At 60.7% G+C, this 19,304-nt stretch carries 21 protein-coding genes and 2 tRNA genes; 9 read left to right on the top strand and 14 right to left on the bottom strand.

The genetic code is table 11. From position 1 onward, the window contains the following. The first annotated feature begins 15 nt into the window (after nt 1-15). Entirely contained in the window at nt 16-372 is a 357-nt protein-coding gene (locus H4P12_RS02840) for a YigZ family protein (RefSeq protein ID WP_187792072.1), read from the top strand. Here H4P12_RS02840 and H4P12_RS02845 read toward each other — a convergent pair. The 9 genes from H4P12_RS02845 to trpA form a co-directional block, all read right to left on the bottom strand. After that, the gene (locus H4P12_RS02845) at nt 369-1,091 is read right to left on the bottom strand and encodes a cytochrome c biogenesis protein CcdA (protein ID WP_187792073.1); all 723 of its coding nucleotides are present in this window, start codon (nt 1,089-1,091) and stop codon (nt 369-371) included. The genes H4P12_RS02840 and H4P12_RS02845 overlap by 4 nt on opposite strands. Beyond that, nucleotides 1,084-1,740, bottom strand: a complete 657-nt coding sequence (locus H4P12_RS02850; protein ID WP_187792074.1) for an HAD family hydrolase — start codon at nt 1,738-1,740, stop codon at nt 1,084-1,086. The genes H4P12_RS02845 and H4P12_RS02850 overlap by 8 nt, the downstream gene beginning before the upstream one ends. Further along, complete coding sequence (gene recR / locus H4P12_RS02855; RefSeq protein ID WP_187792075.1) at nt 1,737-2,336, bottom strand: recombination mediator RecR; 600 nt, start codon at nt 2,334-2,336, stop codon at nt 1,737-1,739. The genes H4P12_RS02850 and recR overlap by 4 nt, the downstream gene beginning before the upstream one ends. An 8-nt stretch (nt 2,337-2,344) precedes the next feature. After that, nucleotides 2,345-2,689 (bottom strand): YbaB/EbfC family nucleoid-associated protein, encoded by a 345-nt coding sequence (locus tag H4P12_RS02860; protein ID WP_187792076.1) that lies wholly within the window; start codon nt 2,687-2,689, stop codon nt 2,345-2,347. 3 nt (nt 2,690-2,692) lie between these two features. Further along, nucleotides 2,693-4,492: a DNA polymerase III subunit gamma/tau gene (locus H4P12_RS02865; protein ID WP_187792077.1), complete on the bottom strand. Its 1,800-nt coding sequence runs from the start codon at nt 4,490-4,492 to the stop codon at nt 2,693-2,695. Between the two features lie 86 nt (nt 4,493-4,578). After that, entirely contained in the window at nt 4,579-5,295 is a 717-nt protein-coding gene (locus tag H4P12_RS02870) for a molecular chaperone DjiA (RefSeq protein WP_187792078.1), read from the bottom strand. Nucleotides 5,296-5,355: 60 nt separating this feature from the next. Further along, nucleotides 5,356-5,850, bottom strand: a complete 495-nt coding sequence (locus H4P12_RS02875) for a GNAT family N-acetyltransferase (protein WP_343069750.1) — start codon at nt 5,848-5,850, stop codon at nt 5,356-5,358. Then, a complete protein-coding gene (locus tag H4P12_RS02880) occupies nt 5,847-6,419 on the bottom strand; it encodes a VOC family protein (protein ID WP_187792079.1) in 573 nt (190 codons plus the stop codon). The genes H4P12_RS02875 and H4P12_RS02880 overlap by 4 nt, the downstream gene beginning before the upstream one ends. Continuing rightward, complete coding sequence (gene trpA / locus H4P12_RS02885) at nt 6,416-7,213, bottom strand: tryptophan synthase subunit alpha (protein WP_187792080.1); 798 nt, start codon at nt 7,211-7,213, stop codon at nt 6,416-6,418. The genes H4P12_RS02880 and trpA overlap by 4 nt, the downstream gene beginning before the upstream one ends. A 133-nt stretch (nt 7,214-7,346) precedes the next feature. On the opposite strand from trpA, the gene ychF reads away from it, so the two are divergent. From ychF to H4P12_RS02900, 3 genes are all read left to right on the top strand, one after another. Further along, on the top strand, nt 7,347-8,444 hold the full coding sequence (gene ychF, locus H4P12_RS02890; protein WP_187792081.1) for a redox-regulated ATPase YchF: 1,098 nt from the start codon (nt 7,347-7,349) through the stop codon (nt 8,442-8,444). 70 nt (nt 8,445-8,514) lie between these two features. Continuing rightward, nucleotides 8,515-8,604, top strand: a tRNA-Ser gene (locus H4P12_RS02895). A 411-nt stretch (nt 8,605-9,015) separates the two neighbouring features. Then, entirely contained in the window at nt 9,016-9,195 is a 180-nt protein-coding gene (locus H4P12_RS02900) for a hypothetical protein (protein WP_187792082.1), read from the top strand. A 153-nt stretch (nt 9,196-9,348) separates the two neighbouring features. Here H4P12_RS02900 and H4P12_RS02905 read toward each other — a convergent pair. The 3 genes from H4P12_RS02905 to H4P12_RS02915 form a co-directional block, all read right to left on the bottom strand. Then, nucleotides 9,349-9,424: transfer RNA gene (locus H4P12_RS02905), tRNA-Ala, on the bottom strand. A 181-nt stretch (nt 9,425-9,605) separates the two neighbouring features. Beyond that, nucleotides 9,606-10,004 carry a DoxX family protein gene (locus H4P12_RS02910; protein ID WP_187792083.1) on the bottom strand — a complete coding sequence of 133 codons (399 nt, stop codon included), beginning with the start codon at nt 10,002-10,004 and terminating at the stop codon, nt 9,606-9,608. 53 nt (nt 10,005-10,057) lie between these two features. Further along, entirely contained in the window at nt 10,058-10,372 is a 315-nt protein-coding gene (locus tag H4P12_RS02915; protein ID WP_187792084.1) for an FYDLN acid domain-containing protein, read from the bottom strand. A gap of 127 nt (nt 10,373-10,499) precedes the next feature. On the opposite strand from H4P12_RS02915, the gene H4P12_RS02920 reads away from it, so the two are divergent. Next, nucleotides 10,500-11,162: a M48 family metallopeptidase gene (locus tag H4P12_RS02920; RefSeq protein WP_246448812.1), complete on the top strand. Its 663-nt coding sequence runs from the start codon at nt 10,500-10,502 to the stop codon at nt 11,160-11,162. Between the two features lie 68 nt (nt 11,163-11,230). Continuing rightward, a complete protein-coding gene (locus tag H4P12_RS02925) occupies nt 11,231-11,878 on the top strand; it encodes a GntR family transcriptional regulator (protein WP_187792085.1) in 648 nt (215 codons plus the stop codon). 5 nt (nt 11,879-11,883) lie between these two features. On the opposite strand, the gene H4P12_RS02930 is transcribed toward H4P12_RS02925, so the two are convergent. Then, nucleotides 11,884-12,492, bottom strand: coding sequence for a lipid-binding SYLF domain-containing protein (locus H4P12_RS02930; protein ID WP_187792086.1), 609 nt, complete (start codon nt 12,490-12,492; stop codon nt 11,884-11,886). 469 nt (nt 12,493-12,961) lie between these two features. Next, nucleotides 12,962-13,960: a porphobilinogen synthase gene (gene hemB, locus H4P12_RS02935; protein WP_187792087.1), complete on the bottom strand. Its 999-nt coding sequence runs from the start codon at nt 13,958-13,960 to the stop codon at nt 12,962-12,964. Between the two features lie 137 nt (nt 13,961-14,097). Here hemB and H4P12_RS02940 point away from each other — a divergent pair, with 137 nt between their 5' ends. Genes H4P12_RS02940 through H4P12_RS02950 form a run of 3 tightly spaced genes read left to right on the top strand, consistent with a single transcriptional unit; the run spans nt 14,098 to nt 19,300 of the window. Beyond that, nucleotides 14,098-14,670: a hypothetical protein gene (locus H4P12_RS02940; protein ID WP_187792088.1), complete on the top strand. Its 573-nt coding sequence runs from the start codon at nt 14,098-14,100 to the stop codon at nt 14,668-14,670. A 59-nt stretch (nt 14,671-14,729) separates the two neighbouring features. Then, nucleotides 14,730-18,176, top strand: coding sequence for a transcription-repair coupling factor (gene mfd / locus H4P12_RS02945; RefSeq protein ID WP_187792089.1), 3,447 nt, complete (start codon nt 14,730-14,732; stop codon nt 18,174-18,176). Beyond that, nucleotides 18,173-19,300 (top strand): aminodeoxychorismate synthase component I, encoded by a 1,128-nt coding sequence (locus H4P12_RS02950; RefSeq protein ID WP_187792090.1) that lies wholly within the window; start codon nt 18,173-18,175, stop codon nt 19,298-19,300. Before mfd ends, H4P12_RS02950 begins: the two co-directional genes overlap by 4 nt. The last annotated feature ends 4 nt before the right edge of the window (nt 19,301-19,304 follow it).

Raw genomic sequence — 19,304 nt, forward strand, 5'->3', positions numbered from 1 at the left:
CCATATCGGATTGTGATGCAGATATTCGACAAGATCATTTCGGACCGGGGATCACGCTATGCGGTTTCCGGTGGTCCTGCAGGCAACCGGGCCGAGGTTGACGCGATGCTGGCCGAATTGAAGCGGAACAAACGCTTTGCCAAGGCGACGCATAACAGTTGGGCCGCGATTCTGGGCGGCGAGCCGGTCAAGGATGATGATGGCGAATCCGGTGCGGGGCAATTGATGTTGCAAATGCTGGACCGCGCCGGATTGCAGGATCACGTCATCGTCGTGACGCGCTGGTATGGCGGCAAGCATCTGGGCGGGGACAGGTTTCGCCATGTTGCCGATGCGGTGCGGCACTATCTGACGGAAACGGGTCTGGGTTAGGTCAGCACGCCGGACCAGTTGACATGCCGCAACAGCCAGTCGGCGATCAGGTAGAGTTTATCGCTGGCGATCAGCAGCGCGAACAGGATCAGCATGACACCCGAGGCCTGTTCGACATGGCGGAACAGGTGCCTGTGTCGGGTGATCCAGCCAGACGCATGTCCAGCCAAGGCCGCGACCAGCACGAAGGGCAGGGTCATTGCCACGCCATAGACCAGCAGCAGCCCCGCGCCGCGCAACATGCTGTCACCGTTGGCGGCCAGAAACAGGATTGCGGTCAGTGTCGGACCGACGCAGGGGATCCAGCCAAAGCCGAACGCCAGACCGATGCCATAAGCTCCGATCAGGGAAGCTGGGCGGCTGACATGAAGCGATTGGCGCTGTTGATCCAGCGCTGCCAATCGCCATATTCCCAACATGTGCAGGCCAAGCAGCAACAGAATGGCCGCCGCGCCAAAGCGCAGCAGATCGCGCCATTCCAGAAACAGCTGTCCCACCGTTGTCGCACCGATCCCCAGCAGGACGAAGATGGTTGTCACCCCGGCGGCAAAAGCCATGGCGGACAAAATCACATGGGGGCTGTTTCTGCCTGCCCGCAGATCCTCCAATGTGAGGCCGGTCAGATAGCACAGATAGAATGGCACCATGGGCAGGATGCAGGGCGACAGGAATGACAGCAGCCCCGCCAGCGCGGCACCCGGAAAGCTGATATCAGGCACCAGCGTCGATCTGCGCCAGCAGCTGCGGGAAATCGCGCCAGTCGCCGAACGACTGCACGCCTGCAATGGACGCGGGCCTGTGCGATCCGCCGCGATAATGCAGAACGCGCATTCCGGCAGCTTGCGCGGCGGTCACGCCCGCCGGGCTGTCCTCGATCACCAGAGAATTGGCGGGATCGGTTTGCATCTGTGCCGCCGCAAACAGAAACAGGTCCGGCGCGGGCTTGCCGTTTTTGACCTGTGACGCCGTAAAGACGTTCTTCCCGAACAGATCCCTCAGCCCAAGCAGATCCAACGTCCGCTCGACCCGTGGCGGCGCGGATGAGGTGGCAACGCAAACAGGGCGGACAATCCCCCGCAACATATCGGGAAAGCCCGGCGTTGGACGCAGATCGGTTTCGAACCGCTGCAACAGATGCTCGCGATAGCTGTCTGCGAAATCGGTGGGCAAGGGGCGTCCAAAGCGTTGTTCAAGTTTGGCGGCCATTGACTGAAAACTTTGGCCCAGAAAATCGCGCTGAACCTCATCGCGCGTGATTGGCATGCCAATCACCTTCAGATCGTCGATCAGAACATCTGTGGCCAGAACCTCGCTGTCGGCGATGACGCCATCGCAGTCAAAGACGATCAGATCAACGAGAGATGTCATAACCTTCTCCTGGCCCGCAACGCGGCGCTGATGGTACCGTCGTCCAGATAATCCAGTTCGCCGCCAATCGGCACGCCTTGGGCCAGACCGGTAACGGTGACATTGGCGCCCGCCAAAGCATCGGCGATGTAATGCGCCGTGGTTTGACCATCGACGGTTGCGTTCAGGGCAAGGATTACTTCCCGGATGTCGTCGCGGGTGACCCGGTCGATCAGCGACGGAATGCCCAGATCGTCCGGCCCGATTTCATCCAGCGCAGACAAGGTGCCGCCCAGCACATGATAGCGCCCCTTGAACGCTTGCCCGCGTTCCAGCGCCCACAGATCTGCCACATCCTGAACCACGCAAATCTCGCGCGTGGCGCGGGCCGGGTCGGCGCAGATGGCACATTCGTCGCGGTCGGTGATATTGCCGCAGGTGAGGCATTCGCGCGAATTGACCGCAACGCTGTCCAGAAGCTGGGCCAGTTGCGTCATCTGGCCGGTGCGCTTGCGGATCAGGTGCAGCACGATACGCCGGGCTGAACGCGGCCCAAGCCCCGGCAGTCGCGCCATCAGCGCGACCAATGCCTGAATATCGTCGCTGCCCTCGGCCATGGATCAGATCAGAAGGGCAATTTCATGTCTGCAGGCAGGCCAAGTTCCTGCGTGATGCGCGACATTTCAGATTGCATCTTGTCCTGTGCACGCTTCTGCGCGTCCTTGATGGCGGCAAGGATCAGGTCCTCGACGACCTCCTTCTCGCTGGGCACAAAGATCGAGGGGTCGATTTCAAGCGCAGTCAGTTCGCCCTTGGCGGTTGCCGTGGCCCGAACCAGCCCGCCACCGGATTCGCCGGTCACGGTGACGGTTTCCAGATCCGCCTGCATCTTCTGCATCTTGTCTTGCATGTCCTTGGCGGCTTTCATCATCTTGGTCATATCGCCAAGTCCGCCCAAACCTTTCAGCATTCCTTATTCCTCATCTTCAAAGGGATCCCACTCCTCGACCTCGGCAACCGGGCCTTGAGTGTCATGGGGATTGGCCGCGCCCTCGGCGTCGATTTCATCGACCATTTCGGGTTCTGGCGCGGCGCGCGAGACTTTCTTCAGCGACGCACCCGGAAAAGCAGTCAGAACCTGCTGCACGATGGGCAGTTCCAAGACGCGGGCGCGGGTTGCCTGTTCCTCGGCCGCGCGGGTCTCGGAAATCGTGGGTTGGCCGCCGCTATTGGCGACGCTGACGGCCCAGCGATTGCCACCTGTCCAGCCCCGCAGGCGTTCGGACAGCCGTTGCGCCAGATCAACCGGTGCATTGCCGCGCGGCTCAAACTCGATCCGTCCGGGGCTATAGCGGATCAGTGCGACGTGATTTTCTACCTGCACCAGCAAAAGCATATCGCCCATCCGCCGGATCAGTTCCAGAACCGAGGCAAAATCGGGATAGGTGGCAAAGGCATCGGGTGCGACAGCCACCGCCGCGGCCGCCGCGCCGTTGCGCTGGACCGCCACAGTCGGGGCGGGACGCGCCGCACGCGGGGCCTGAGATGGGGTGGTCCCGACAGCTGCGCCTTGGCGGCCAAAATCACCCGCCGCCTGTGCCTGCTGAACCTTGCGGATCAGGGCTTCGGGATCGGGCAGATCGGCCACATGGGTCAGACGGATGATCGCCATTTCGGCAGCCATCATCGCGTTGGGCGCAGCCGAAACCTCTTCCAACGCTTTCAGCAGCATCTGCCACATACGGGTCAGCACGCGCATCGGCAGTTTCGTCGCCAACTCTTGGCCGCGCGTCCGTTCATCCGGCGAAATCGTCGGATCTTCGATGGCCGCGGGGGTGATCTTGACCACGGAAATCCAATGCGTGATTTCGGACAGATCGCGCAGCACCGCAATGGGGTCCGCTCCATCGGCATATTGCCCCTGCAATTCGGTCAGGGCGGTTGCCGCATCACCCCGCAGGATCATCTGGAACAGGTCAATCACGCGGCCCCGATCGGCAAGACCCAGCATGGCGCGCACCTGATCGGCGCTGGTTTCACCCGCCCCATGGCTGATTGCCTGATCCAGCAGGCTGGTCGCATCTCGGGCGGAGCCTTCCGCCGCGCGGGTAATCAGCGCCAGCGCGTCATCAGTGATCTGCGCGGTTTCCGCAGCGGCGATCTTACGCAGCAAGGCAATCATCACTTCGGGTTCGATCCGGCGCAGGTCGAACCGCTGACAGCGTGACAGGACGGTGACCGGCACCTTGCGGATCTCGGTCGTGGCGAAGATGAATTTGACGTGGGGCGGCGGTTCTTCCAGCGTTTTCAGCAGCGCGTTGAAGGCGCTGGTGGACAGCATGTGAACTTCGTCGATGATGTAGATCTTGTAACGGGCAGACGCCGCCCGGTAATGCACGCTTTCGATGATTTCGCGGATATCGCCCACGCCGGTGCGCGACGCGGCGTCCATTTCCAGCACATCGACATGGCGACCTTCGCTGATCGCGACGCAATGTTCGCACAGGCCGCAAGGTTCCGTTGTCGGCCCGCCGTTTCCATCGGGGCCGACGCAGTTCATGCCCTTGGCGATGATCCGGGCGGTGGTGGTTTTGCCGGTGCCGCGAATGCCTGTCATGATGAACGCCTGCGCGATGCGATCCGCCGCGAAGGCGTTTTTCAGCGTGCGCACCATGGCGTCCTGACCGACCAGATCGGCAAAGGTCTCGGGCCGGTATTTCCGGGCAAGAACTTGATAGGTCGGCGCGGTTCTGGCGTCGTCGCTGGCAGGCATTATTCCGTCCGTCTGATGGTCATCAGGAACCTAATCCGTGCGAAGCCAGCCGACAAGGGCAGGTGGCATATCAGGTTGCAGGCTGGTCAGGTGGCAGGTTGGGCGTGCATGTTCCGAAATGTTTCCCACGCCTCGTTCAGGCGGCGGGTGCGGGCCTCGGCCAGACGAATCGCTTCGGGGGGCAGGCCGCGGGCGATTGCATGATCCGGATGCGCCTCGCGGATCAGCGTGCGCCAGCGTTGGCGGGCTTCGGGCAAGGGGGTGTCGACCGGAATGCCCAGAATATCGCTGGGCAGACAGTCTGCCTTTGGATCGTGTCGTTTGCGGATCGCGGCGACTTGCGCTGCGGTCATGCCGAAGATCGTTCCGACTTCGTTGATGAAGTCGATTTCAGCCTGGTGCATATCACCATCGGCCAATGCGATGATGGTCAGCCCTTCGATCACATCGCTCAGGACCGGATCGCCGGGCTTGAACATTTTCGCGATGCGTCCTGCCCAGGAATCGAAACCGGCGACATCCTGACGCGCCAGATCAAAGACGCGGGCGGCGTTCTTTTCCTCGGCCCGGGGAATGACGAAAAGACGGCGGAATGCAGACACTTCCGAGCGGACGACAGTGCCGTCGGCCTTGGCCAGCTTGGCGCCAAGGGCGATCACCGCAATGGTAAACGCGACCGAGCGTTCCGGCGGAACGGTCGTGTGCCGCGCGCCCATCAGCGCCGCAAGGCGATCACCGATGCGCTGCCAGAAGCTGCGAGGCTTTGGCAAATTGGGGCAAGAGGCGTAAGCGCAGATATCCATGCCACAAGGTTATCCGCTAACCGCGTGGAAAGGTAGGGGCAGGATGCCGCAAACCGATGACTATTCGGTCAGCTTGCGACCCATCAGCACAACATCATGATATTCACCGAATTTATAGCCGGCATCGGGCACGCGTCCCCAATCGGAGTAGCCCATCTTGCGATGAAACCGGATCGAGCTGTCGTTTGTCCCGGTGACGGCGCCGATCATCACCCGGTGGCCTGCCTGCCGGGCGTGATCTTCGATCGCACGCATCAGTGCCCTGCCTGCGCCCACGCCCTTGGCTTCGGGCGCGATATAGACAGTGTGTTCCATGCAGTGCCGATAGCCGCCGCCATCGCGGAATTGCTTATAGGCGGCAAAGCCGATCACACGGTCATTAATCACCGCGACATAAAATGCGTGCTTTGCTATACGATCCGCGATGATTTCACCGACCTCTGTTATGCTGCGTTCGGTCGGCCAAAAGGTGATCACGGTATCGCGGATGATCGCGTTCCAGATTTCGGCAACAGATTCGGCGTCAAGCGGCGTGGCAGAGCGGATAAGGGTCACAGCAGAACATCTCCGTTCGGGGTCGTGATCGTGGCCTGAAACTTGTCTCCGGATCGGATGCGTGGATCATCCGGCAGGGGGGCAGCCATGGGGAGAAGCAGGCGGCTGAGTCGTAGACCAAGATCGGGCAACCGGGATGAGGGATGTGTGCTGTCGCCCCAGTCAATCAGCATCGGGCTTGCGCCGTCATTGGGCATCTGGCCGCTGCCGGGCAGGGTCAGCCGCCAATGCAGATCGCCACGATTCAGCGCTGTCGTTGACGTGCCCTTGGGGGCAGGGGTCCGGTCCAGATCCGCCCGCATGATCCACCCCGCAAGCCGGGGCGGCCCATCGAAACCATCCAGACCAAACCAGCGGTATCGTGCGGGCGCAGTCGCCGCCGGATCAAAGGCGATCAGTTCCAGATATTCGCCGGGCCCAAGCGACAGCAGCATATTATGCGTGCCCATCAGGGGATGTTTGCCGCCCGAGCTTGGGCTGACGCCCAGCTTGTCCTGCAACCACGCCGCGCCTTCGGTCAGATCACGGGTGGCGATTGCGATATGGTCGAATGCCGGGCCGCTTTTCAACCGCGATGCGCTCCCTCTGCAAGTTCTTTGACAAAGGACAGGATTTCCGGGACCGGGCGCCCTTCGGCGATATGTTTGACGATGGCGCTGCCCACGACGCAACCATCGGCCACGGCTGCGGTCTGTTGCGCCGCTTCGGCGGTCGAGATGCCAAAGCCCACGACGACGGGCAGATTGGCGGCCTTGGCGACGCGGGCCACTTCGGGGGCAATATCGGCGGCGTTGGCGGACGGGCCGCCGGTAATCCCGGTCACGCTGACGTAATAGACAAAGCCGCTGGTGTTCCTGACCACAGCGGGCAGGCGGCGGTCATCGGTCGTCGGCGTGGCCAGACGGATAAAGTTCAACCCCGCCTTCTGCGCGGGAAGACAAAGCTCTGCGTCTTCCTCGGGCGGCAGATCGACAATGATCAGGCCATCGACACCCGCATCCACGGCATCGACAAGAAACTGATCCACCCCGCCTTGGCGCGCGTAAATCGGGTTGTAATAGCCCATCAACACGACTGGGGTTTCGTTATCGGTCTTGCGGAACTCTTTCAGGATCGCCAGCGTCCGGGTCACGCTGCCACCAGCCGCCAACGCACGCTGACCGGCTGCCTGAATGGTCGCACCATCGGCCATCGGGTCGGTGAAGGGCATGCCCAATTCGATCACATCAACACCGGCTTCGGGCAGGCCGCGCATGATCTGCAACGTGGTCGCATCGTCGGGGTCGGATGCCATGATATAGGTCACGAACGCCTTTTTGCCCTCGGCCTTCAGCGCCGCAAATCTGTCATCGATTCTGGTCATCTTGTTACTCGCATCCGTCCCTGTCGTTTCTCCAAGCACTAGCCCGCATGATCGGTATACGCAATGCGCACAGGCTGGACTTGCAGGGGGCCACATCTTATGTGTGCGCGGAACTAAGGCTAAGGGTGAAGAAATGGGCTTTCGCATGGGTATCGTCGGACTTCCGAATGTCGGTAAGTCGACCCTGTTCAACGCATTGACGAAAACGGCTGCTGCGCAGGCTGCGAACTTCCCGTTCTGCACGATCGAACCCAATGTCGGCGAAGTGGCGGTGCCCGATCAGCGGCTGGACAAGCTGGCCGCCATTGCAGGGTCAAAGCAGATCATCCCGACCCGGATCACCTTTGTCGATATCGCGGGCCTTGTGAAAGGCGCATCCAAAGGCGAAGGTCTGGGCAACCAGTTTCTTGCCAATATCCGCGAAGTCGATGCCATCGCCCATGTGCTGCGCTGTTTCGAAGACGGCGACGTGACCCATGTCGAAGGCCGCGTCGATCCGATCGCCGATGCCGAAACCATCGAAACCGAATTGATGATTGCGGATCTGGAAAGTCTGGAAAAGCGGCTGTCCAACATCAGCCGCAAGATCAATGCAGGCGACAAGCAGGCCAAGGAAGACGCGCGCCTGATGAACGCCGCCAAAGAGGCCCTGGAAGCCGGCAGGCCCGCCCGCACCGTTGACGTCGCCGATGATGACCGTAAGGCGTGGAACATGCTGCAACTTCTGACCGCCAAGCCGGTCCTTTATGTCTGCAATGTCGAAGAAGACAAAGCCGCCACCGGCAATGCCCAAAGTGACCGCGTCGCGAAAATGGCAGCCGAACAGGGGGCAGGGCAGGTCGTCATCTCGGCCAAGATCGAAGAGGAAATCAGCCAGCTTTCCAGCGACGAAGCGGAAATGTTCCTTGAGGAAATGGGCCTGCACGAAGCCGGCCTGGATCGCCTGATCCGCGCAGGTTACGCGTTGCTGGGCCTGCAAACCTATTTCACCGTCGGCCCGAAAGAGGCCCGCGCCTGGACCATCCGTAAAGGCACGCTGGCCCCGCAAGCCGCCGGCGTGATTCACGGCGATTTCGAGCGTGGCTTTATCCGCGCCGAAACCGTCGGCTATGACGACTATATTGCCGGCAATGGCGAGGCCGGTGCACGCGAGGCAGGCAAGTTCCGCGTCGAAGGAAAAACCTATGAAGTCAAGGATGGCGACGTCCTTCACTTCCTTTTCAATGCCTGATCTGAAGGGGCGGGCGAAAAAGCGGAAAACCCGCTTGCACCCGCCCGCACTCACGTTTAGACGGATCGGCGGAGTGGTGGCCGAGTGGTCGAAGGCACACCCCTGCTAAGGGTGCAGGCGGGAAACCGTCTCGAGGGTTCGAATCCCTTCCACTCCGCCACTTGCACAGTGCAAACCCGAAAACAGGTCCATCGCGGGGCCTTTTTCTTTATGTGCCAAAGGGGTTTGCGGGGACCATCCGCCCTTCGGAGACTGGCCAGCCGCGCGAGATCGGTCTCCGAACGCCCACCGTCTCTTTCCACCCGCCCTGCGCTCCCGGCGAGACGGATTCAAAACCCCCATACATTTCAATGAACTGATCGGGCCGCGTTGCGCCCGTGTTTCGCCGGTTCCGGCTTGTCTCAAAGCAGGCGGAGACGCCGGATGCAGGATGATGCTGTGCGCGGCGAGCGACGCCGCTGTGTCCCACAGGGTTCTTCCGGGGCCGGAAGGCCGCTTCGTCGCTGATCGAAAATCCTCACGAGGCGTGATAGTGGGGCGATACCAGTGGCTTTGACGGGCTGCCCGTGGCTTGGTCGGAACACTGGACAACGCGGACCCGCAGTCAGTCATTGAGGCTCTGGACGCGTCAGGCATCGCCTATGTGCGTTCAACTGTGAATGGCAACATTCTGTTGAACATCAACGGCATGGGTCAGGTTTCCTATCGGGAAGCCGTGCGGCTTGGCGTCATCAATTTCAGCTGCGCCTGAGAACGAGCAGGCGAGACATAGGAAAGAGATGCAATAGGTTGGGAGGCCTTCGGGCCTTCCGGCCATTCGCCTTGGAAACATGAGGCGGAATGGCGTAGGCGGATAGGCAGAGATTTTTCTCTAACGATTTGAAATGCAGCAGTTTTTATAAATTGGTGGAGCCAAGGGGAGTCGAACCCCTGACCTCTTGAATGCCATTCAAGCGCTCTACCAACTGAGCTATGGCCCCACCGGAGGTCTGCGATGCGTTTTGGCGCCTCGCTGTGGAGGGTCGTATAGGGGGGGCGCAAGGTGGGTGCAAGGGAAAAATTCGTCTCTATCGAATGATTTTCTGCAAGCGGAGAAATATGCGGGATTCATCCGATTCTGGATCGGAAACGGAGCCGCCCGTTTCCGATTTTGTCTGTCTCTTAGTGATCGCGACCGGTGAGTTTGTCGACGCTTATCGGGCCAGGGCCGGCGACGGCGATATACAGGAAGACGAAGCAGAACAGGATCGCTGCATCACCGCCGTTCAGGGCGGGAACCGGGTTCATCGGGGCATGGACCATCCAATAGGCAAACGCCATCAACCCGGAAAGAAGGAAAGCCACGGGCCGAGAGAACAGGCCGATGACCAGCAGTGCGCCGCCGATCAGTTCCATGATTCCTGCGAACCAGAATTGTGAGAAAACCGGCGGAAAGGCACGATCGCTGGCCGGAATGCCCAGAATTTTTTGGGTGCCATGGGCCATGAAGATCAGGGCCGAGACGATGCGCAGCACGCTGCGCATCTGGGGTTCGTATCGCCCAAGTGATTTGAAAAGCATGAAAAGTCCTCGGTTTATTGCCAGTGCAACTGTCGAGGAATTTTCAGATTGCGTCAATCTTCGTCGTCGTTTGCAACATCTGCGATGTCATCCAGCGATACATCGCCGTCGTCATCGTCTTCTTCCAGCAGATCATCGTCGATATCACCGCCGTCATCATCCAGATCGTCATCATCGACCAGATCATCATCATCGTCATTCGCCGATGTCTTTTCACTGACCAATGCTTTGCCACGACCTTCATTCAGGCTTTCCAGCGTGAACTGGCTGCCGCAAGCCGGGCAGGTCGTCGGATCGTTCTTCAGATCATAGAAGCGCGTTGCGCAATGCGGGCACAGGCGTTTCGTACCCCATTCTTCTTTGGGCATGGCATTCTCCTTCCGCCGCGTTTAGGGAATTTGGTGGTCCCCCTGCCACAGGCAAATGGGGGTGTCAAAGGCTTTCTAGGTCAAACCTTGCGGCAATATATGTCGCTGCCAGAAAAGCGAAAGGGTTATGGGCAACAGGATTACGGTCAGCCAGGGGATCACGCTGCTGGTGCGGCGTTCTGCCCGTGCGCGACGGATGACCCTTCGGGTTCCGCGCGACGGAGGCCAGCCGGTGCTGACCTTGCCGAAATCTGTCGCGCTGTCCGAAGGACAGGCATTTGCCGAATCCAAAGCCGAATGGTTGCAGGCTGCGGTTGCGCGAATGCCCGGCCCGTCGATCATCGGTCACGGCTCGGTTTTGCCGGTCGAGGGGCAACGCCTGATCGTGACACCGGCTTCCGTTCGGATGGTGCAGATCGAGGGCGGTCATCTGCTGGTCCCGTCTGCGCGTCCGACCGGGCCGGTGATTCAGGCATTTTTGAAGCATCGCGCCCATCAGCGGCTTGGGCCAGCCTGTGATCGCTTTGCCGCGGCACTGGGCAAGCCGGTTCGGGCGATCGCCTTGCGGGACACGAAATCCCGATGGGGCAGTTGCACATCAGACGGACGGCTGATGTTTTCGTGGCGTCTGGCGATGGCCCCGCCGGTCGTGCTGGAATATGTCGCGGCGCATGAAGTTGCGCATCTGGCGCATATGGACCATTCGCCGCGCTTCTGGGCCGCAGTGGATGCGCTGATGCCCGGATATGGCGTGCTCGGACCTGGCTGCGCCATCACGGAGCAGAGTTGATGGCCTGGAAATTCCGAAGCGACTGAACGGGTCTTGACGATGGCTTGATCTGTGATCACATTTCGCGAATGACAGTCAACCGCCCTTCAGATCCCGCCGCGCATGAACGCCTTTACCGCAGCCTGCGCAGTCGCATCATGTTGGGAGAGTTGCCGCCGGGCAAGGCGCTGACGTTGCGCGGGATTGCGCGTGAATATCACCTGTCGATGACCCCGGCACGTGAAACGGTGCGCAGGCTGGTCGCGGAAGGGGCGCTGACGCTGTCTGCCTCGGGGCGGGTCACGACGCCGGCCTTGTCCGATGACCGGATCGAAGAACTGGCCGCCCTTCGCGCGTTGATCGAACCTGAACTGGCCGCTCGTGCGTTGCCGCGCGCCCATTTCGCGTTGATCGACCGTCTTGCGCAGATGAATGCCCGGATTGCCGATGCCGTCGAAAATCACGATGCAGTTGGTTATATCCGGTGCAATCTGGAATTCCATCGCATGCTGTATCTTCGCGCACAGGCACCGGCGATGCTGGCGATGCTTGAAACGATCTGGCTTCAGCTGGGGCCAACGATGCGCGCATTGTATGGGCGCGTGAAACGCAATGAGCCGCCGCGCCATCACCGCATGATCCTGGCAGCATTAAGGGCAGGGGATGAGCCTGCCCTCCGCCTCGCTGTTCGTGCGGACGTCACCCATGGGCTGCGCCATCTGACGGCGACCGATTGATGGTCTTAGCTGCGGACGGGCATTCCCAATGACCCAAGGGTCGGGATGGATGAGGGAATGATGCGGTTGTATTTGGTGCCCTCGATCGCGGCGCCTGCCATCAAACCGGCCTGACCAAAGATCATTGCCACCACCGGATATTGTGCGGTGACAGTATCTGCGCCAAGCGCCATTCCGCCCGCGGGAATGGCATAGAACGCGTCTGCACCCGCAACCCAACCGGGCGCGGCCCGGAACGCGGCCAGTGCCATATCCGATTGGAAGATCAGCACATGCGCATATTGCTGGGCACCAGCCTGAAAGCCGAAACTGGCCTGCGTGGCCGAATAATAATCCACCGTGGCACCATTGATGCGCAACGCGCCCTGACCATAGGCACCGCCCACGCCAAGGGCTGCTTCCGTCATCAGCGGCATATACAGAACACCTTTGGCACCGTCGATCAGCCCCTGAGCCGAGGAATAGTTCTGGACCAGAAACTGATGCGTCGCATCGACCCGCGCGTCCAGCGATGCGGTGGCGTTCGTGCCGACAGCATTGCTGCATCCGGCCAGAATAAGCGCCCCGCCACCGGCTAAAAGACCACGTCTGGAAATGCCCTTGGTATCGCTCATGTTGTCGCCTCGCTAAATTTATTGTGTTTGCCACTTGTTGACGTGAACTTACCGGTTTTGGGGCACAGTGTCACGGGGTTGCACCCGTTGACGGCGGCAAGTTGCCGTGATCGCAATGATGAATATGCCCAGGATCGGTCGTCATCAGCGGATGGGCGGTTGCAGCCGGTCGCGAAAGCGGGATTCGACCATTGCTCAAGGTTAGCTGGCTGAATTGTATGAGCAAAATCAGGTTTGAAATCGGATTTGCAAGCGTCCGTCACTTACGGTTTGGGACCATTTCATGTGTCGCCAAGGTCAATCCCGCTGCCATCCAAAGGGTGAAGCCGGACATGATGTCTTGTCGCATCAATTCCTCGGACAACATAAAGGCAACGGAATATTTCCGACACGACGATATGGCATGCCGTCGTGTCGATATCTCGGATCTATTTGCCGTCTTGTTCGAATTGATGACCTCTGGCCTTCGTCACTTTTCCAACGCTTCGGCCACCAGCGGCGCGAAATATGTCAGCACCCCGTCACAGCCCGCACGGCGGAAGCACAGCAGGCTTTCAAACATCGCATCGCGCGACAGCCAGCCGTTGCGGATCGCGCCTTCAAGCATCGCGTATTCGCCACTGACCTGATAGGCGAATGTCGGGGCACCAAACTGGTCTTTGACCGCGCGGCAGATGTCCAGATAGGGCATACCCGGTTTGACCATCACCATATCTGCGCCCTCGGCCAGATCGCGGGCCACGCAGCGGATCGCCTCGTCCCGGTTCGCCGGATTCACCTGATAGGTTTTCTTGTCACCGACCAGTCGGCCTGACGCGCCAACGGCGTCCCGGAAGGGGCCGTAGAAGGCACTGGCAAATTTCGCAGCATAGGACAGGATCGCGACGTTTTTATGGCCTGCCGATTCCAACGCCATGCGCAGGGCGGCGATACGCCCATCCATCATGTCCGAGGGGCCAAGCAGGTCGGCACCGGCATCGGCTTGCGCCAGCGCCATCTTGACCAAAGCCTCGACAGTTTCATCGTTCAGGATTTCGCCATCGACGACGATGCCGTCGTGACCATTCGCGTTATAGGGATCAAGCGCGATATCGGTCATCACGGTCAGGTCGGGTGCAACCTCTTTCACCGCGCGGATCGCCAGATTTCCAATGTTGTCAGGATCCCACGCGCGTTCGCAGGTTTCGGTTTTCAGATCCTGATCCGAATGCGGGAAAATGCAGATCGCGGGGATGCCAAGCTGGGCTGCCCGTTCGGCTGCCCGTTTCGCCCCGTCCAGGGTCAACCGCTCGACCCCCGGCATCGACGGGATTTCCCCTTCGGCACCTGCGATTTCGGTCACGAAGATCGGCCAAATCAGATTGTCGGTCGTCAGATTCACCTCGGACACCATGGCACGAATGCTGGGCGTGCGGCGCAGACGGCGCAGACGGGTCGCGGGGAAGGGGGCGATGATCGGGGTTGTCATTGGGTCTTCCTTTCGGGGCTGGCCGATGCGCGGACAAAGATCACGGCCCATGTCTTTCTTTCGTCTTTCTTTCGACCGCTTTCTTTCGGCTGCCGCACGTTTTAAGGTCGCGACCGAATAAGAACAAGGAAGCCTGCATGGCCATTTTGCATAGCTTGTTGGCTTTTCTGGACAGTCGGTCCTTTGGCACCGTGTGGTATTGGCTTTTGCTGCTGGGCCTGTGGTCTGCGACCGGGCGCAGCATTCTTGGCGTGCCAGCGGAAACCGTTGCCCGCGCCCGCGCGGCCATGCGCCGCGGCGAACCCGAATCGCCTGCGGTGCTGACGCTGCTGGATTGGCTGTCGCTGGCGTTGCCGCGTTGGCGGCTTGGCAAAACCGAAGGTGCGGTCTTTCTGGGGGTCGCGGCATTCTGTCTGTCTTCGCTTGCCTTGCTGGGCTTTCTTTATGGGCTGGAGATGGCGCAGGCGCTGACCCTGATGCTGTCGCCGTTCCTGCTGTTGTTCTGGCTGCGTGTCCTGCTGGCGCGGCGATTGATGCCGCTGATGGCACAGGCCGAGGCGGGCGCGTTGCCGATGACCGATCTTGCGCAACATACCGTTCGCAGCATGGTTTGGCACCGCCGCCTTGTCAGTTTTCTGTCTGTGGTCTCTGTCGCAATCACGGCACTTTGGGGCGCAATCTGGGTCGTCATGCATCCCTTTGGCATTTAAGCATGACCTGACCCGCTGCGTGGCTTGACTTCATCATTTGGGACTTTACCTGACAACGCATGTCCGACCATCTGATCCTTTCCGGTGCCCCAGAAGGCTATGACGCGGCGCTGATCGCGCGCGAAGCTGTGCGTGGCAAGCCGGTCATTCATATCGCCCGCGATGACCGCCGCATGGCGGCGATGCGGGCTGCACTGGCGTTCATGTCGCCGCAGACAGTGGTGCTGGATTTTCCGGCGTGGGATACGACCCCTTATGACCGCGTCTCTCCCTCGGCTGATTTGCAGGCGATGCGAATGGCGACACTGGCCGCACTGGCGCAAGGCGCGGTGACGGGGCCGTTCGTGTTGCTGACGACGCTGAATGCTGTGCTGCAACGGGTGCCACCGCGTGATCTTGTGGCAAAGGCCAGTTTTGTTGCCAAGGTTGGCAGCCGTCTGGACGAAGCGGCCCTGCGCGATTTTCTGGTGCGCATGGGCTTTGTCCAATCGCCGACGGTGACTGAACCCGGTGACTATGCCGTGCGTGGCGGCATCATCGACATCTTCCCGCCCGGCGAATCCGGGCCGGTTCGGCTGGACCTGTTCGGCGATGTGCTGGACGGCGCGCGCCGGTTCGATCCAGGCACGCAGCGCACGACCGAAAAGCTGTCCAAGATCGAACTGGCGCCCATGTCCGAAATCATTCTGGATGAAGCCTCGATCACCCGCTTTCGCCAGAACTACCGTGCCGAATATGGCGGCGGCACCAGCGATCCGCTGTATGAAGGCGTCAGCGCCGGTCGCAAGATGGCCGGGATGGAACATTGGTTGCCGTGGTTCCATGAACGGATGGAAAGCCTGTTCGACTATCTGCCGGATGCTTCGGTCATGCTGGACGATCATATCGGGCAGGTGATCGACGCCCGCCGCGACATGATCCGCGAACAGTTCGAGGCGCGAAAGGCTGCGATGTCTGCGAAATCGCGCAGCGATACGGTTTATAAGCCCGTGCCACCCAGTCAGATGTTTCCGACGCCGGAGGAATGGGCCGCCTGGCTGGCGCCGCACCGCACGCTGCGCCTCTCGGTGTTGCCGCAGCCGCCGGGGCCGGGGGTTCTGGACGCAGGCGGGCGCACGGGTCGCAATTTCGCGCCTGAACGACAGGCCGAGGCAATCAATCTGTTCAAGGCGCTGGCCGATCACGTCAAAGTGCTGAACCGCGACCATCGGATGATCCTTGCCAGCTTCTCGGAAGGTGCGCGGGAACGCCTGCAGGGATTGCTGGCCGATGAGGGCCTGACCGCCGTCAAGACCATCGCCGATATTCGCGACATGCCCGCGCAGGCGGGCACGGTTGGTCTGACTGTCTGGCCCTTGGAAGAAGGTTTTGTTGCCGAAGGTCAGGCTTTGGGCAATATCGCGGTCATTTCGGAACAGGACGTGCTGGGCGACCGGCTGATCCGCGGCGCAAAAAAGCGTCGGCGGGCGGAAAACTTTCTAAAAGACACCACGTCGCTGTCGCCGGGTGATCTGGTCGTGCATGTCGAACATGGCATCGGCCGTTATACCGGGCTGGAAACGATCACCGCCGCCGGCGTGCCGCATGATTGCGTCGCGTTGGAATATGCAGGCGGGGACCGGTTGTTCCTGCCGGTCGAGAATATCGAACTGCTGACCCGCTATGGCCATGAAGAAGGTTTGCTGGATCGTCTTGGCGGCGGTGCCTGGCAGGCCCGAAAGGCCCGCCTGAAAGAGCGGATCAAGCTGATCGCGGACAAGCTGATGCGTGTCGCGGCCGAACGCCTGCTGCGACCCGCAGCCGTGCTAGAGCCGGACGCCCATGATTGGCAAAGCTTCTCGGCCCGTTTTCCCTATAGCGAAACCGACGATCAGGCCGCCGCGATCGAGGATGTGCAGACCGATCTGTCGGCAGGGCGTCCGATGGACCGTCTGGTGGTTGGCGATGTCGGCTTTGGCAAGACCGAGGTCGCGATGCGCGCGGCCTTTATCGCCGCCTCGCAAGGAATGCAGGTCGCGGTGGTTGCGCCGACAACGCTGCTGGCCCGCCAGCATTACAAGACCTTTGCCGAACGTTTTCGGGGAACCGCAATCGATGTGCGGCCCCTGTCGCGCTTTGTCAGCGCCAAGGATGCCGCGCAGACCCGCGCGGGGCTTGCCGATGGCAGCGTCGATATTGTCGTGGGAACCCATGCGGTGCTGGCCAAGCAGGTGCGGTTCAAGAACCTTGGCCTGCTGATCATCGACGAAGAACAGCATTTCGGCGTCGGCCACAAGGAACGCCTGAAAGAGCTGCGCAGCGACATTCACGTTCTGACCCTGACCGCAACGCCGATCCCGCGCACATTGCAGCTGTCCCTGACCGGGGTGCGCGATCTGTCGGTCATCGGCACGCCGCCCGTGGATCGTCTGGCAATTCGCACCTATGTCAGCGAATTTGACAGCGTCACGGTGCGAGAGGCGCTTTTGCGCGAAAAATATCGCGGCGGGCAAAGTTTCTTTGTCGTGCCGCGACTGTCCGATCTGCCCGATGTAGAGCACTGGCTGGCGGAAAACGTGCCGGAAATCAGCTATATCGTCGCCCATGGTCAGTTGGCTGCGGGCGATCTGGATCAGCGGATGAACGCCTTTTATGATGGCAGCCATGACGTGCTGGTGGCGACCTCGATCGTCGAATCCGGGCTGGATATTCCCACGGCGAATACCATGGTCGTGTGGCGGGCGGATATGTTCGGTCTTGCCCAGCTGTATCAGATCCGTGGCCGCGTGGGCCGTTCCAAGACGCGCGCCTATTGCTATCTGACGACCAAGCCCGGCACGCCGCTGACGCCACAGGCCATGCGCCGTCTGAAGTTCCTTGGCTCTATCGACGGGTTGGGCGCGGGTTTCAATCTGGCGTCGCAAGACCTTGATCTGCGTGGGGCAGGAAACCTGCTGGGCGATGAACAATCAGGTCACATCAAGGAAGTCGGGTTCGAACTTTACCAGCAGATGCTGGAAGAAACGATTGCCAAGCTGAAGTCGGGCGAAATCGAGGGCACGCCCGAGGATGAATGGGCACCGCAACTGAACCTTGGCGTGCCGGTGACCATCCCTGACAGCTTCATCCCCGATCTGGATGTGCGGCTGGGCCTGTATCGCCGCTTGGCGGACTTGACCACCAAAGTCGAGTTGGAAGGTTTCGCCGCCGAATTGATCGACCGTTTCGGCCCGCTGCCGCGTGAAGTGAATACCCTGTTGCTGGTGATCCGCATCAAGGCAATGGCCAAGCGGGCCAATATCTCGCGTCTGGATGCTGGGCCCAAAGGCGCGACGGTCCAGTTTCACAACGACAAATTTCCCAACCCTGTCGGGTTGGTTGAATTCATCACCGATCAGCGCGGGCAGGCGAAGGTCACGGACAACAAGATCGTCATCCGCCGCGACTGGACCTCGGACGCTGACAAGATCAAGGGGGCCTTCGGCGTTGCCCGCGATCTGGCGGCCAAGGCCAAGGTTGCAAAGTGACAGGCCGTGTCCTGTTCGATCAGGGACCACTGCCTGGTGGCACGCTGTTTCAAAATCTGCGCGGCCTGATCCGCGCTGATCATCCTGACGAAGTTGAACCTGCTTTGGCGCGTATCGACGCGGCGCAACTCGAGGGCTTTTGGCTGGCGGGATATTTCTCTTATGAGCTGGGCCACGCTTTGACGCCGCGATTGCATCATCTGATGCCCCGTGATCGGGCCATGCCTTTGATCCTGATGGGGATATTCGATGCGCCCATTCAAGCCCCGCCGCTGCCCGAAGATGCCGGCGTGCGGATCGACACGCCCCGCCCGCTTTGGTCGCGACAGCAATATGACGCGGCGATTGATGCGGTTCGCCAGTATATCGAGGCCGGGGATTGCTATCAGATCAATCTGACTTTTCCGATGCAGGCACAGACGGTGGGCGATCCGCTGGCCATTTACGCGGCGCTGGCGCGGCGGCAGCCGGTGGGCGAGGGGGCCTTTGTCGATCTGGGTGGCCCGGTTGTCCTGTCGCGCAGCCCCGAGGTGTTTTTCAGCATTGATACCGACCGCCGGATCACGACCCGGCCGATGAAAGGCACAATGCCGCGTGGCGCAACGCCGGCCGAGGATCACGCGATGCAGCAGGCTTTGGCAGCCTCTGAAAAAAACCGGGCCGAGAACCTGATGATCGTGGATTTGCTGCGCAATGATATCAGCCGGGTGTGCCAGCCGGGCAGCGTGCAGGTGCCCCATCTGTTCCAGGTCGAAACCTATGCGACCGTGTTGCAGATGACATCGACGGTCACAGGGCAGTTGCGCGATGATGCTGGCCTGCCCGAAATCCTGACCGCGCTTTTTCCCTGTGGCTCGATCACGGGTGCGCCAAAAATTCGCGCAATGGAAATCATTGCTGAATTGGAACAGCGTCCCCGCGATATCTATTGCGGGGCGATTGGCTGGATGGACCCGGCGGGGTCGATGCGCTTCAATGTGGCGATCAGATCGCCGGTTCTGGATGCGGCGGGCGTGCTGCACATTCAAGTCGGCGGGGGGATTGTTCATGACAGTGAATCCGGGCCCGAGTGGGAAGAGGCGCTATGCAAATCCGCATTTCTGAACCTGTCCCCCAAGGGCTGACCGT

The sequence above is a fragment of the Paracoccus amoyensis genome, assembly GCF_014490725.1.
GTDB lineage: Bacteria > Pseudomonadota > Alphaproteobacteria > Rhodobacterales > Rhodobacteraceae > Paracoccus > Paracoccus amoyensis.

Coding starts and splice junctions, on each gene's coding strand:
- H4P12_RS02840 (WP_187792072.1), top strand. CDS start 16: ATGCAGATATTCGACAAGATCATTTCGGACCGGGGATCACGCTATGCG.
- H4P12_RS02850 (WP_187792074.1), bottom strand. CDS start 1,740: ATGACATCTCTCGTTGATCTGATCGTCTTTGACTGCGATGGCGTCATC.
- recR (WP_187792075.1), bottom strand. CDS start 2,336: ATGGCCGAGGGCAGCGACGATATTCAGGCATTGGTCGCGCTGATGGCG.
- H4P12_RS02860 (WP_187792076.1), bottom strand. CDS start 2,689: ATGCTGAAAGGTTTGGGCGGACTTGGCGATATGACCAAGATGATGAAA.
- H4P12_RS02865 (WP_187792077.1), bottom strand. CDS start 4,492: ATGCCTGCCAGCGACGACGCCAGAACCGCGCCGACCTATCAAGTTCTT.
- H4P12_RS02870 (WP_187792078.1), bottom strand. CDS start 5,295: ATGGATATCTGCGCTTACGCCTCTTGCCCCAATTTGCCAAAGCCTCGC.
- trpA (WP_187792080.1), bottom strand. CDS start 7,213: ATGACCAGAATCGATGACAGATTTGCGGCGCTGAAGGCCGAGGGCAAA.
- ychF (WP_187792081.1), top strand. CDS start 7,347: ATGGGCTTTCGCATGGGTATCGTCGGACTTCCGAATGTCGGTAAGTCG.
- H4P12_RS02910 (WP_187792083.1), bottom strand. CDS start 10,004: ATGCTTTTCAAATCACTTGGGCGATACGAACCCCAGATGCGCAGCGTG.
- H4P12_RS02915 (WP_187792084.1), bottom strand. CDS start 10,372: ATGCCCAAAGAAGAATGGGGTACGAAACGCCTGTGCCCGCATTGCGCA.
- H4P12_RS02920 (WP_246448812.1), top strand. CDS start 10,500: ATGGGCAACAGGATTACGGTCAGCCAGGGGATCACGCTGCTGGTGCGG.
- H4P12_RS02925 (WP_187792085.1), top strand. CDS start 11,231: ATGACAGTCAACCGCCCTTCAGATCCCGCCGCGCATGAACGCCTTTAC.
- H4P12_RS02930 (WP_187792086.1), bottom strand. CDS start 12,492: ATGAGCGATACCAAGGGCATTTCCAGACGTGGTCTTTTAGCCGGTGGC.
- hemB (WP_187792087.1), bottom strand. CDS start 13,960: ATGACAACCCCGATCATCGCCCCCTTCCCCGCGACCCGTCTGCGCCGT.
- H4P12_RS02940 (WP_187792088.1), top strand. CDS start 14,098: ATGGCCATTTTGCATAGCTTGTTGGCTTTTCTGGACAGTCGGTCCTTT.
- mfd (WP_187792089.1), top strand. CDS start 14,730: ATGTCCGACCATCTGATCCTTTCCGGTGCCCCAGAAGGCTATGACGCG.